This window comes from Pseudomonas sp. GW822-FHT03F08 (assembly GCF_058801265.1).
Map to the genome: position 1 here is coordinate 86423 of NZ_JBXANC010000012.1, position 13419 is coordinate 99841.

At 53.6% G+C, this 13419-nt stretch carries 15 protein-coding genes; 2 read left to right on the forward strand and 13 right to left on the reverse strand.

Annotated features, from left to right (window positions below; genetic code table 11):
* Window positions 1-863: 863 nt before the first annotated feature.
* Both AC1RME_RS26035 and AC1RME_RS26040 read right to left on the reverse strand, forming a co-directional pair.
* Window positions 864-1097: a BPSL0761 family protein gene (locus AC1RME_RS26035; RefSeq protein ID WP_096819022.1), complete on the reverse strand. Its 234-nt coding sequence runs from the start codon at window positions 1095-1097 to the stop codon at window positions 864-866.
* A 328-nt stretch (window positions 1098-1425) separates the two neighbouring features.
* A complete protein-coding gene (locus AC1RME_RS26040) occupies window positions 1426-1938 on the reverse strand; it encodes an HAD domain-containing protein (RefSeq protein ID WP_096819023.1) in 513 nt (170 codons plus the stop codon).
* A 295-nt stretch (window positions 1939-2233) separates the two neighbouring features.
* On the opposite strand from AC1RME_RS26040, the gene AC1RME_RS26045 reads away from it, so the two are divergent.
* Complete coding sequence (locus AC1RME_RS26045; RefSeq protein WP_096819026.1) at window positions 2234-3001, forward strand: SIR2 family NAD-dependent protein deacylase; 768 nt, start codon at window positions 2234-2236, stop codon at window positions 2999-3001.
* Between the two features lie 177 nt (window positions 3002-3178).
* On the opposite strand, the gene AC1RME_RS26050 is transcribed toward AC1RME_RS26045, so the two are convergent.
* The 9 genes from AC1RME_RS26050 to AC1RME_RS26090 form a co-directional block, all read right to left on the reverse strand.
* The gene (locus tag AC1RME_RS26050) at window positions 3179-3577 is read right to left on the reverse strand and encodes a TetR family transcriptional regulator (protein WP_096819027.1); all 399 of its coding nucleotides are present in this window, start codon (window positions 3575-3577) and stop codon (window positions 3179-3181) included.
* Window positions 3574-5469, reverse strand: coding sequence for a site-specific integrase (locus AC1RME_RS26055; protein WP_096819029.1), 1896 nt, complete (start codon window positions 5467-5469; stop codon window positions 3574-3576). Before AC1RME_RS26055 ends, AC1RME_RS26050 begins: the two co-directional genes overlap by 4 nt.
* A complete protein-coding gene (locus tag AC1RME_RS26060; protein ID WP_096819031.1) occupies window positions 5466-7148 on the reverse strand; it encodes a site-specific integrase in 1683 nt (560 codons plus the stop codon). The genes AC1RME_RS26055 and AC1RME_RS26060 overlap by 4 nt, the downstream gene beginning before the upstream one ends.
* On the reverse strand, window positions 7148-8290 hold the full coding sequence (locus tag AC1RME_RS26065; protein WP_096819033.1) for a tyrosine-type recombinase/integrase: 1143 nt from the start codon (window positions 8288-8290) through the stop codon (window positions 7148-7150). The genes AC1RME_RS26060 and AC1RME_RS26065 overlap by 1 nt, the downstream gene beginning before the upstream one ends.
* Window positions 8291-8422: 132 nt before the next feature.
* Window positions 8423-8719: a DUF1244 domain-containing protein gene (locus tag AC1RME_RS26070; protein ID WP_096819035.1), complete on the reverse strand. Its 297-nt coding sequence runs from the start codon at window positions 8717-8719 to the stop codon at window positions 8423-8425.
* A 68-nt stretch (window positions 8720-8787) separates the two neighbouring features.
* A complete protein-coding gene (gene folX / locus AC1RME_RS26075) occupies window positions 8788-9159 on the reverse strand; it encodes a dihydroneopterin triphosphate 2'-epimerase (RefSeq protein ID WP_096819038.1) in 372 nt (123 codons plus the stop codon).
* Entirely contained in the window at window positions 9160-9720 is a 561-nt protein-coding gene (folE, locus tag AC1RME_RS26080) for a GTP cyclohydrolase I FolE (RefSeq protein WP_096819040.1), read from the reverse strand.
* Window positions 9721-9742: 22 nt separating this feature from the next.
* Entirely contained in the window at window positions 9743-10453 is a 711-nt protein-coding gene (folM, locus tag AC1RME_RS26085) for a dihydromonapterin reductase (protein ID WP_096819042.1), read from the reverse strand.
* A gap of 56 nt (window positions 10454-10509) precedes the next feature.
* Window positions 10510-11079, reverse strand: coding sequence for an antibiotic biosynthesis monooxygenase (locus AC1RME_RS26090; protein WP_096819044.1), 570 nt, complete (start codon window positions 11077-11079; stop codon window positions 10510-10512).
* A gap of 222 nt (window positions 11080-11301) precedes the next feature.
* Here AC1RME_RS26090 and AC1RME_RS26095 point away from each other — a divergent pair, with 222 nt between their 5' ends.
* The gene (locus AC1RME_RS26095; RefSeq protein WP_096819327.1) at window positions 11302-12261 is read left to right on the forward strand and encodes a MerR family transcriptional regulator; all 960 of its coding nucleotides are present in this window, start codon (window positions 11302-11304) and stop codon (window positions 12259-12261) included.
* A 3-nt stretch (window positions 12262-12264) separates the two neighbouring features.
* Here the strand turns inward: AC1RME_RS26095 and AC1RME_RS26100 are convergent, their stop codons facing one another.
* A complete protein-coding gene (locus AC1RME_RS26100) occupies window positions 12265-12870 on the reverse strand; it encodes a hypothetical protein (protein ID WP_096819046.1) in 606 nt (201 codons plus the stop codon).
* Window positions 12871-12924: 54 nt separating this feature from the next.
* Window positions 12925-13401, reverse strand: coding sequence for a PAS domain-containing protein (locus tag AC1RME_RS26105; protein ID WP_096819048.1), 477 nt, complete (start codon window positions 13399-13401; stop codon window positions 12925-12927).
* Window positions 13402-13419: the final 18 nt, after the last annotated feature.

The following is a 13419-nucleotide window of genomic DNA, read 5'->3' on the forward strand; positions in this document are numbered from 1 at the left end:
AAATCAAACACCAATAAAGCACGGCTTCAAAAAGCTGAGTAAAGTTTTTCGCCTCCTTCAGGAAGGTCCCCTCCGATGTTCATGCCCAACACGATCCAACGCTGACCACTGGGCCACATCGCATCTCGATATGAATAGGGTAACGAGAATGCTTATCAGCTTTGGTGCATGTCGATCGCTCGGGGATTGTTTTTTTTTGCTTTCACATCCCGATTTTCGTGTATCAGCACTTCGTTAATAGAAGCGAGGCTGGTGACCTTTACACAAAGCTCCTCGACTTCCTTGCGTAACTTCCGGTTCCTTTCTCGTTCGGCACTCAAATCCTGGTGTTTCACATCGCAAAGCGCGACTGGAGGGTCCCTGTATTTCACGGATCGCTTCGGCAATCTTCGGTTAGTAGTTGTGGATGAGTGCAGCGGATACGCCTATTTCGCGCGCTAGACCTGCGATAGATATCTTTTTTTCGAGCTGCCATGCTTGCTACAATTGAACGCCACTCCTTTGCACTTCCGGCGTGCGTTGGTTATGTCGATTCATTTGGGTACAGTGAATCGCCCGGGTTTTATAAACAGATCCAAACCTCAGATTTTGTCTGGTAATGACTGTACTGACCGGTTGCTTCTGGATCAGGCTGTTTAAAAACGCGTTCGTCATTTTGAAGTTAGTGTTGCTGCGTGAAATCAGTCGTCGCCCGCTTGGTAAACAGACCTAAAATTAGCATAAGAACGTGATTTTTGTGCTGTTTTCGTCCGTGGTTGTAGATCGAAAACGTTTTTACGCAGCCAAGGCCGATAGTGGCCTGCCGCGATGGGCTGCAGTCGACCCTAATCTGCCCATCGTTCACTACCTATTAGGACGGGCGGCTACCAGTCCTCAGTTGAAGAGCTAAACACTGTACTAAATGCGCCTAAGCCTAGTTTTTTTGCTTCCTCTTCAATTCGCCCAGCCAGCAGAACCTCGTTCTTGGTTGGAAAGTGACGCAAAAGGAATCGAGCATTTTGTCTAATGCGCTCAGGCACTTCCGTGTCGCATGCAAGCTCCGTCAGGAAATCGTGAGTTTGTGCGACTGATCTGGTTCGTTCAAATGGCATTGTCATTTAATCCTCCAGCCGTTGTGATCATCAGTCCAATACAAGGCAACTATGTTCGGTCAAATACGTTGGCAGTCCAACCCAACTTATCGTCCTGGCGGTCAGTCGCCAGTGATTGCTTTTGGCCGGAATTCACGCTGGTCGTCAACTGGAGTGCAATTGTGCAGCTCTTCATCCGATGAGACCTCCTACATCACTGGAATGACTCCACCGGTGGGGGGGGCGACCGAGGTTGATTACACATTTCATTGATGTCAGGTGCGCCACAGGAAAGCCCTTCACGCGGCAGATCTCACATTTGCCGCTCTAAAAGCCGCAGAGTCGGTTCGCGAATCTAACTTCGGAGTGAGCATATTTCCCCCAGACGTTTCCGCAGCTCTGTCTGAGTCTTGGCGGAGCTGAGTCCAATGTCGGGTGCACAGGCAATTAGATGTTGTTCTGAGCCCTCTGACCATCCTTCTGCATCATCATCAAGAGCCGTCCAGTGCTGAAGTTGCGAGCGGGCAGCATAACGGCAGATTTGGTCGTATCGTGCCTTCCCATCCCAAAGGTTTTCATCTATCCAATTTTTAGCCATAGAGCTGTGCCAAGTTGCACCAATGACCCGATCTTGCAGTTCCGGAGGCAAATATCCAAGCGCTCGCTTATAGCCAAGATGGCGAACCCAACTGGTGCTCAAAACCAACGCAACCATAGGGAAATCGTTAAGTAAATCAGCAAGAATTGGCGCCCACATGAAAAGTGTACCTTCGGTATTTAGTGTCGGCCCTTGGCGCCTCATGTACACGGCGTCAGGATGTAGGACGCCATCAAAATCAAGGAAAAGAATGCGTATATTCTTCTGCACCGAAATTTCTCCCGAAAGTGTCCCCCCGCCAAAATGGCGCCCCCCGTTAGTGTCTAAACCACTTTTGACGCTAACGGTAATCTAGTCTGTAGAAGCAATTCATATGTGTCTCCGACGGGGCTCGACGTCTCCTACCGCCTCATCTTGCCTTACTCAGTCTGTGTGGAAGTACAGCTATTGCCCTAAGGACATAAGCTAGGTTATGAACTAGACGTTTACGAACCGCCATGTGCTCAATAATGCTCACGACAGCTCCCTGAAGCGCAAAACAGATCAGTAGGAGAGGATTTGTACCATGACGGTCATAGAGCAAGCTGTAGACGTACTACAGAAGGCCAAGAACGTGGTCTTCTTCACTGGCGCCGGTATTTCCGCCGATAGCGGTATCCCCACGTACCGCGAAAAACTTACTGGAATCTGGACAGGATACGATCCGAGGGACTTAGAGACGGCCAAGGCCTTTCGAGATAACCCAGCACTGATATGGGGATGGTATCTATGGCGGCGGCTCCGAGTCGCGCAAGCGGAGCCAAATGCGGGACATCTTGCGGTAGCTCGCCTGGCTAACTCACAACACCAAGTCTCTGTTATTACCCAGAATATTGATGACCTTCATGAGCGAGCCGGGTCGTCAAATGTGGTGCATTTACATGGCAGTTTGGCGTTGCCAAAGTGTTTCGCCTGCCATCGGCCTGCGGCGGTTTCACCAGATCAATCAGATGTGCCGGATAATGGCGCTCTGATCGAACCTCCTCGGTGTCAGCGTTGTAACGGCAAAATGCGTCCAGCAGTGGTCTGGTACGGAGAGGATTTACCGCCCCAAGCTTGGAAGGCCGCGGTCAACCTAGTGAAGGATTGCGACCTTCTGATCTCAGTAGGCACTTCGGGCATTGTCATGCCTGCCGCAGGTATTCCCGACCTTGCATTGGCATCTGGAGCTTCCGTCATTCATGTAAACAAGGCTGACGTTGGAATGGGTGAGCAGAAGGAGTTCATGCTGATTGGGGCTGCCGCCGAAATACTTCCGATGCTGCTCGAGATGATGGATTCGGGTAAGTCTTAAGGGTTTGGCCCTTGAAAATGTGTGTTGAGCGCGCGCTTCTGATCTGCGCAGTCTAACGATGCGGGCGTTGTGTTGGCGATCGCTTACGATTATGGGTTTATAGGGAATTATAGAGCGATTATAGAGACGAGTTAGAGAGCCACTGAATTCGTGCTTTTGCCGCTGAGTCTGCCCGTCTCACGAGGAGAGACTGACTACTCTTGGGTCGTTCTGCTTAGCTTTTAAAACCCGATTTTCGTTTATCAAAACTTCGTTGAGAGACGCAAGGTTGGCGACCTTGGCACGTAGCTCCTCAATTTCCAAACGCAAAACACGGCTCTTCTCTCGTTCAACCCTGAGATCCTGGTGCTTTTCATCGCGTTGAGCGCGGCTAGATCGTCCTTGAATCTCTCGGATAGCCTCGGCGATCTTCGGATAGTGGTTATGAATCAGTGAAGCAGAAACACCAGCCTCACGTGCTACTGCTGCGATGCTAACCTTCTTTTCATCTGTTTTTGCTCGGCCACGTTCAATCCGGCGGAGCGCGAGTTGTAATTCCTTTTCTCGGGCGTCGGCGGACTTACGGTTGATCGTCATACTGCGTCACTCTCTGGGTCACAACCAAGTTGCATAAATACGTAACGACAACGTTCTAAGCCCTGAATAACGCGCATACGGCCAGTCTCGCCGATATCACTGCACGTTAATAGCTCCTTAAGATTGTTGTAAAGTTGTCGGTAGATGCCAAGATGGGCTTGTCCGATCACGGCATTGGTGCAGTCGCTGCAGCGTGTCCGTTCCAGCGTGTTTCCTACGCAGCCATCACTATCGGCTGTGCACCAGGCGTGACCGTTACTGCGGATAGCTGTGCTCTCCGCAATTGAAACAACCATTGCATTATGGTCTTTGAAGAGGGCTAAGTTTACTGGATCGCGCTGCCATCCTTTTATCGATTGCCCGTAACCACCAGCGAGACGATCGTCACGAATCCAACGGTCAACTGTGGCGAACTTGATGTCTTCTAGCTCCGCTTGGATGTCATTGCATAGTTCTAAGTCAAGATGCCCGCCCCAGTCATCGTCTATTGCATAGCCTAGGGTCATATCCATGCTCCAATGCGCAAAATGTTCACGAAGGTAACGTAGATCACCGAATTTGCTGTGAGCTACGTAGCTAGCAAACTTTCGACGGAACTGGTGGGTTGAAAGCGACCAAGTAAGCCCTGCATTCTTAGAGAACGTCTTGAGCGTACGATCCCACGAATCATCCGATAGTGTCCGAACCTGGCCATCTTTCCGCGGGCTTAATCCTAGAAACAACGCATGGCGGTGTTTCTGAGCAAAGGCGATTTCAGGGTCATTTGGGTTAATCCTACGTCGCTCCACGATCTCGGCGGCGATTATGGCCTGGTAAGGTATGGCCCATCGCTCCATCACACGTAGTGCCCTCACTCCTGCTTCGGGGATCATCCAGTCGTGTATACCGGAATCGGTCTTCTCCGATTTAGATCGCATCCAATGGAAGATTATACCGTCATCGTCCTGCGTGCGATGGTGTGCACCTAATTGGACGTTAGCTAGCTCGTGGTTGCGACAACCGGAGATGCTAGCCAGCACGATGTAGCAGGCAGAGCGCAGACTAAGAAGTGCATTGTTGAATGCAGTCAAATCACCCTCCCAGCCAAAGGCGGCAAGGTGTCGGTTCTTGACTTTAGTGATGTCCCTAGGCTGGTTTACCTTTTGCTCCTCAATAACAGTTGTGAGAGCGTCGCGTAGGTCGAGGAGTTGCTGTCCCCTTTGAACTTGGGCGTAGGCATTCTCGAACAAAGAACAGAACACTTCATCTGGTATTAGCGGTGTCTTTGCCCCGTGCTTATGAGGCGCACCGCTTCCGGTCATCCCTACCATTCCTCGACTAGAGTTACCGTACCAAGGATGTTGGGGCATTGGATCGAGAGTGTACTGACTCAATTCGTAGAGCGCTTCGACGGCTGAAAACCGATTATAAAGCCCAGCCTGAGACAATGGTTTGCCTTCGCGCTTGAATTGGCGGTATTCCCGGCAGCTATCAGCGTAAGCTTTACAGGCGATGGGGGTGACCGATGACAGACGACTGATCGAGAGCGCGTCCAAATAGTGTAGGAAGCCCATTATATTTCTAAAAAACTGACTCAGCGTCCCACCTTTTGGACGTTGTTGACCGGTCCGACCGCGTCGTAAGTAACGGAACATGACCTGTTTCATTATTCCTTTGAAGGCAATTGGCACATTCAGGAAATTTAGACGTTTATGACAGTCGCGAATGTTGGTGGGTCTATCGGAGAGCTGCCAATAGTCGTCGCCGTAGCGACTGAGAATGACCCAACGTCCATCAAGTTGAGTCACGCACACTATAAGAGCATTGCGTTGGTTCTCGGATAAGTCGCGAACATCTGATGGCTCCGATTTATCGTAGGCCCAAGACGTTGGAATCGAGGTCTTAGTGCTCATACAAAAATTTCCAAATGAGAGACCATATCGGTAGACCAAAAGGGATGTGGATTTTTGCGGGCACGCTCGCGTGCTGCTTCAACCGCAGTAAGCCTGAAAACTCTCCGCCTAAGTCCTTCTGCCACGATGTAGTCGTCAATTAGCCGAGGGATGTGCGCAAACTCTCGCGCCCAGCGCCGTTTGTCCATGCGGCTGCGCTCTTCGAATATGCGGAAGTAGAAGCTGAAGAGCTTGTACAAATCATTTTCCGTCACTGCGTAATGTTGACATCGAATGCAGTGGAGGAAATTCATGCACTTGGCGCCATCTCGCTTGGGGGCATATTGGCCGTGCACGGGATCACTACAGTGGCCCATAGGAGTCTTATAAGTAGAGCCAATCGTGCAAGTCAGCAACTCCTCAACCAAGATCTCGCCCATGAACCGCCAGTTACACTTAGAATCCTCGTTCGGCAATAAATAGTTTCGGCCAGCTACTGTGGGCGTGTTACCAAGCGCTATTGCAGTGGTCGCTAGGTCACCGTCCAGTAACTCGAAAATGCGGTTAGCGAAAGTCTTACGCAGACGTGAGATGTTGATTTTTAACGGCTGCCCATCGATGTCAGTCAGATTATTTTCAATCACAAGCTCCTGAATGGGACCTAACAATGAATTTTTTGAAAGTGCGGTAATTTTACCTCTTCTCTTTTCACCGCGTTCACGTGACTGATACAGCCATATTTGAGCTTTTAGGTCATCGCTAGCCTCCGCACGCAGCGGCTCGGTACGGGCGATGACATGTCGGATCAGGCGTTCAACGTTTGTCTTGACAGTCGGCGTAACCTCCAAAATACGCTCATTCGTGCTTTCACTGCGCAGGATGACTTTACTGGTATTGTGCCCACGCCTTTTTAACAGCGTTAGGAAGGCAGTGTTGTCCTTGGGGTGGGGACGCAGACAATCGATCTTCATCTCAAGGAGCGAGGTGGTGTTGCGCCCCGTGTGTAATGCGACTATGAATAAGGCATAAGTTAACAGCTTGCTGGTCAAAGGAACGTCGTCACACCAGATCGGCATAACTGCCTGTTTTAGCGCCTGCGCGAATGCTTGACGCTGTGCTTTCGGCAGAGGGGTCTCGCCTTTGACTTTCCGGTTGCTGTTTGGAAACGGGTTGCGTGGGAAGGTACTTGTATCACCTGTATCGACCAAGGCAATCACCCCAAGTTGGCCGAGAGCCAAAAGTACAGGTTTTACGGAGTTGTAGTAGTTCCTCTGGGAGACAGCGCTTACCCTCATCCCGGCGAGGTGGCCGATAAAACTGTCAATCAGTTCTCGGTCAATGTCCGCCTGGGTCAGTTCCCGTCTGAGTGCGGTCGCGCGCAATGCAAGAAAATCAAAGAAGCGACACAAACCACTAGTACAGTATCGAGTCACAGTACTGACCTCGATATTACTATTCGGAATGGCTAAGAAATGCTCAATTTGTCTTTGGCAGGCATAGGTGATCGGATCGATATCTAATCCGTACCAAGGAGCAAAATCGAAGCTCCGGTAGGTCGTGGTATTTCGACCAAATTTAACTAAGGTAATTGCTGGAGGAATAGCCTCTGGAGCTACGACTTCACCACCACGATAATCAAAGCCTTTTCCGATCTGCGGAGTGCTCAGATCGATTCTGACGTAGTCTTTGTGCTTGCCCATTAGACAGATTCCAGACTGTCATTCAGCTCGTCGTTGTAAGCCAGTACCGCATTATCAGCCAATTCGTTGATCAGATGCAGGTACACAATGGTTGTCTGGATCGAGTTGTGGCCGAGTTGCTTTTGCAGGAATATAAGAGGTTCTACGCCACCACGATTGCGTTGAAGAGTAACCAAGGTGTGAGTGGCATAAGTGTGGCGGAGCATGTGAGGATAAACTTTGATGCCTGCCTTTTTACCAATATTACTGACGATGCGCTCTATGCCCTTTCCATCATTGGAGAAAGGTTCTCCGAATTGATTGAGGAACAGCGGTTTGTGCTTTGTTGGGCTAAGAGAGCCCCGTTCACCGCGAGCCTGGATCACGTAACGGTACACCTCTGAGAGAAAGCGTCGACTGACGTAGATGTCACGTGCTTTGCTGCCCTTGGTAAGCATTCCATGTCCATCGTAGGGATCGAGATGAATCCGAATGTTGTGCCCGAGTTGGGTTTTGTTTGGATCTAAGACGTAGTCAAGAGGAAAGGTAGCGATTTCCTCGCGACGCAAGCCGGTGCAAAGCGCAAACCGAATCATCATTCGATGATGAGGATTTTCAGCAAACTTCAAGAGCGTCTTGATTTGGTCGCTGCTCAAAAATTTTGGCAGCGAATTATGCACGCGAGGCATCAAATCGTTTGCCATGGCTTTGCCGCCACTTGCATCTACGTGTGCAAGAAACCTAGTTTTACGCGTAACTCTTCTTTCTTCATAGCTAAACGGCAGCCGGGACACCCATTTCTGTCTTTGTGCATATTCGTAGAATTTGCAGATATAGTGCATCCGTTGTCGCGTCGTTGATGGAGCCAAATTGCATTGAACTAGGCAGTAATCTCGATAGGCAGCGACAATGCTCTTGGCTTCACCAACGTCAACGTCGTGCCAATCGAGTTCATGCACCTGCAGAAAGCTGAAGTAGTCATATAAAGCACGACCAGTGCTTGGCCAGGACTTCACTGAGCCAATGGCCCCACTAAGTAGGTAATGACGAAGGAAATCATTGGCGGGAACACAGCTTTCCATCGTGTCCCAAAGCAGGATCGGAAAACCGGGATACGGACGACCAGCAATCACTAAATCTTTAGTAGCCCAAATAAGCTCCATCAGCCAGCCCTCACTCTGACGAATCGAGAGCCCTTGTCGAAAAGGGCCTCAGAGTCAGAGGCTTAAGCTATAGCGCCTGAAGCTCAACTCCTAGTTCATAAAACTAGCTTGTTGTTAACACTTAGCAAGCGCCTAATCATTGGGTTTTCCTTTGGCGAACGCCGCTTGTTGTTCGGCGCTGGCTTCTTGCTGATATTGGGCTTTCCACTCGGCGTACGGCATGCCGTAAACCACTTCGCGGGCATCGTCGAGGCTGACGTCGATCTGGCGCTCGTCGGCGGCGGCCTTGTACCACTTGGACAGGCAATTGCGGCAGAACCCGGAGAGGTTCATCAGGTCGATGTTCTGCACATCCTTGCGGCTGTCCAGGTGGGCGACCAGCCGGCGGAAGGCGGCGGCTTCGAGTTCGAGGCGTTGTTGCTCGGTCATGATGGGCTCTGTGCAGTCAAATCGTGGCGCGGATGATAAAAGTCTGACGCTTGAAGCGCTAGACGCACTCAGCGGCTGGCGGCGAGGGTGATCGACACCGACTCGGCAAAACGCAACGCGTGCGGCTTGTCGACTTCGACCTCGGCGTACAGCACCGATTCGTTGACCATCACCAGATCCAGCAATTCCTGGGTCAGGCGTTCGAGCAGCGCGAAGCGGTTGCCTTCCACGTGGGCGATGATCGCCTTGGTGATGGTGCGGTAGTTCAGCGCGTGGTCGATGTCGTTGTCGCGCACCGCTTCCTGCGCGGCGTACAGGATGGTCAGGTTGATCAGCACATCCTGCTTGTTGAGGATTTCGTCCTCGTTGATCCCGATAAAGGTGCGCAGGCGCAGATCCTTGACCCGGATGCGCGCCATTCCCGGTTGAAGTTGTGGCATTTACTTGCTCCGTCCAATCAATTGCAGGAACTCCTGGCGGGTGTTGCTCGACTCGCGGAAGGCGCCGAGCATGACCGAGGTGTTCATGGTCGAATTCTGTTTCTCGACACCGCGCATCATCATGCACATGTGCCGGGCCTCGATGACCACCGCGACACCGGCGGCATCGGTGACTTGCTGGACCGCCTCGGCGATCTGCCGGGTGAGGTTTTCCTGGATCTGCAGGCGGCGGGCGAACATGTCCACCAGCCGTGCGATCTTCGACAGCCCCAGCACCTTGCCCGTCGGAATATAAGCCACATGGGCCTTGCCGATGAAGGGCAGCAGGTGATGTTCGCACAACGAGTAGAGCTCGATGTCCGCGACGATGATCATCTCGTCGGTGTCGGAAGCAAACAGCGCACCATTGACGATCTCGTCGACGCTCTGCTCATAGCCGTGACACAGATACTGCATGGCCTTGGCCGCCCGCACCGGTGTGTCGAGCAAGCCTTCACGGTCGGGATCTTCACCGAGGCCGATCAGGATCTCGCGGTAGTTTTCGGGCAGGGAACGGGTCATGGAGCATCCTCGCGGGGGCGTTTTACTTGACGTGCCGCCCGCCGTTGACGGTCAGGGTCGTGCCGGTGACATAAGGGTTGTCGAGCAGGTAGCGCAGGCTCTGATAGATCACTTCGCTGCCGGGTTCGATGCCCAGCGCGGACTTGGCCAGCGCCTTGGCGCGGTATGCCGCGTCGTCGTCGGGATTGAACAATAGCAGGGCTGGCGCGATGCCGTTGACCTTGATTGACGGGGCGTAGCGCGCGGCGAAGGACAGCGTGAGACTGTCGAGCCCGGCCTTGCTGGCGCAATAGCCGATGTGTTTGCTGCTGCCCTTGCGGGTGACGTCGTCGCTGATGTGGATGATATCGGCGGGGTTCGACCGTCGCAGCAGGTCGGCGCAATGCAGATTGATCAGGTACGGCGCCAGCATGTGGATGTTGAACATGCGGGTGAAGGCTTCGGCTTCGTCGTCCCCGTTTTCCTCCAGCCACTCGGAGGCGTTGTGGACGATGGCTCGCAGGCTGTCGGTGTGGGTTTTCAGTTCGGCGATGAACGCCAGGATGGAACTTTCACTGGAAAAGTCCGCGAACACGCCGATCGCGCCCAGGTCCTTTAGCGTCTTCACGCCCGGACGTTCGCTGCGGTAAGTGAAGATGACCCGGTGACCGTCCTCCAGCAACCGCTGCGCACAATGCAGCCCGACGCGCTGGCCGGCACCAGTGATGAGAATGGGAGCTGCAAAAGAGGTCATGAACGGCTCGCGTCGAGGTCAGAGCAAAAACTATAACAGCGACGCGAGCGATGGTTTCAGCGATTTTGCGTGGACGCCGCGCCAGGCAGTGGACGGGACGGGGAACTGTTGAGCCAGCCGGCCAGCAGGCGTGTCGACAGTGGAATGAAGAAATAGACCATCAACGGCGTCAGGCACAGTGTGCTGATGAACACGCGGGGCAACAGGCTCATTTCACCGAGCAGCGGACCGAGCACGAAGTTGAACAGCAGGGAAACCGGGAAAAACGCCAGCCAGATCGCTACGGCCTGTTTCCAGCGCGCAGGACGCACACCGGCTGCACCGAACCAGCCTTCGATGCCGCTGACCCGATGTTCGGTCGGGTGGGCAAACAGATCACTGCCACGGGCCAACCACGCGGTGCGCGAGGCCGAGTGCTCCCAGGCGTGCAGGGTCTGTTCGTCGACAAAGCGGAAAATGATCTGGAACTCATCGTCGCCGGGAGGCGGAGCCAATACGCCGGAACCCAGGTAGCCGGGAAAGTCGGTGGCCAGTTGTTCGCCTTCGCGCAGCCAGGCGATCAGGTCCTGATAGCGGCCATCGGCGACGCGACGCGCGACCATCAGCGTGACGGGGGAAGTAGACATCGTGTATCTCCGTATTACGTTTGCGTCGTTCCGGGTAGGAACTTCGCCTGACGCAGCGCCGGGGTAGAGGGCTGCGCTTTTCGACAAGCAAGGATTATTCCTGATTATTGTGACGAAACCAGAGAATTTCGTCCCGTTTCATAGCTTGAACCGACAAGGGGCATCCGGAGTAGAATGGGATTCAACTACGCTAACAACGCCAACAAGGACGTGCCCGCACACATGCCTGTCATTACAGACGTTCGCCCTGCTTCGCAGGCATCTGTTGCGCTTGAGCGCGAGGAGCTTTTCCCCATACGTGAAGTGGCGCGTCTGACCGGAGTGAACCCGGTCACGCTGCGCGCATGGGAGCGACGTTATGGTTTGATCCAGCCGACACGCACCGAAAGCGGGCACCGGCTGTATTCGATGACCGATATCGAGCGCGTTCGCAGCATCGTCGACTGGATTGATCGTGGTGTCTCGGTGAGCAAGGTCGGCAGGATCCTGGCCAAGACCGAGCCGATGAAGGCGCTGGCGCACATCATTCCCAATGACATGGTGCAGGCCGACTATCTGCAATGGCAGGATCAGGTCCAGCGCGCGGTCAGTTCATTCGATGACCAGGAACTGGATCGGGTCTACGGGCAGATTTTCTCTTCCTACACGCTGCCTGTGGTGTTCCAGGACATCCTCATGCCGCTGTGGCTGCGCTTGTTGCAGCGTCAGGATTCATTCGGGCAAACCAGCGAGTGGCTGTTCCTTGATGGTTTCCTGAGGGCGCGGGTGCTGCAGCGCATTGTCGTGTTGCGTGGCTCGCATCCTCGCAAGGTGATTGTCAGCGCCCTGGCGGGGCAGTGCCGCGAACTCGAATTACTGGTGGCGGCGCTGTTTCTCAGTGGCAATGACACGGGCGTTCGTGTGTTGACCACCGGCCAGCCGTTCGATGAGCTGACGCTGGTTTGCGAAAAAATCAAACCGCAGGCGCTGGTGCTGTTTTCCAATCACGCCCCGACTACCGAATTGCCCCGGCGTCTGAACCGCCTGGCCCTGAGCCTGGATTGTCAGTTGATGCTGGCGGGCGATGCGTCGGATCTGGCACAGGACAGCCTGGCCGGTTCATCGGTGGGCTGTCTGGGCAATGAAGGTTCGACCATGCGCCAGCGCCTGAACCAGTTTCTCGCGGGGACGCTGGATACCTGAGACTCAGGTATGCAGGGCAGGGTGAGTCAGGCGATGTTGCTGAAGGATGAACTGGCGCAGGCGCTCGGTCTCGTCGGCGTCGCTCTGGCTCAAGTCGTAGGCGTAGAAACCACTTTCGGTTTCCCGTTCGAAGGTGCCGCGCAGGGAAATCCGCTCATAGCCTGAAGGGCTGAACCACAGGGCGAAATGCTTCGGTGGCTTGGTCTTGTTGCGCACTTCCAGCAACACGCCTTTGTGCGAAACCTCGTGAACCCACAGCATGCCCGGTTGACCCTTGGCATTCTCCAGCGCTACCGGTTCTTCAAGGGTCAGACGCCATGGGCGAACCATCGGCCCGTCTTCATAAATGCTTGGCACACCCAGGCGCAAATGCAGGGCGTGGAATTCGTCTTCCACCAGATGCAGCGGAAAGGTCATCTGCTGGTTTTCGAAGTTGGCCTGGATGGTGACTTGCTCATGGGCCGCCAGGCGCGTGAGCAGATCACGGATTTGCGAACCACCATTGACCAACAGGCTCGACGTCGCATCCCGCACATTGAGCTGCGGGTTGTGTTGCATGGTCTGGATAAAATCCAGCTCGTCCTGGGTCAGGAGGGCGTCGCGTTGCATGGTTAGCTCGAAATAAATAATTACAAAGTCATTGGTGATTGTAGTTAATGACACTTAGTTCGCTGTTTTGTTTGCGCCGTTCGTCGCTTTGATGGCCGCCAGCTCTGCCTCGAGTGCCGCGACCTGGGCTTCCAGCTGTGCCACTCGCTGCTGCGCCTTGACCTGAACGGTCACGTCCTTTTGCACGCCGACGAAGTAAGTCTGTCCATCGTCAGCGTTTTTTACCGTCGACAGCGACAGCTCGTTCCAGAACGGTGTGCCGTCCTTGCGATAGTTGCGCAGGATTTCGCGGCACGAGCCGTTATTGCGCAGGGTCTCTCGAATGAGGGGCAGGTTGTCCTGATCCCGGTCTCCGGCCTGCAGAAAACGGCAATCCTGATACAGGATCTCTTCACTGGTGTAACCCGTCAGGCGTTCGAAAGCCGGGTTCACGTAAATCAGGATGTTGTCCTCTTTACCTTCCCGTTCGGCCACCACGATTCCATCGTTCGACGCGTTGATCACCATCTGCAGCAGGCTGGCATTGATCATCTTTGAATCCTTTCAAGG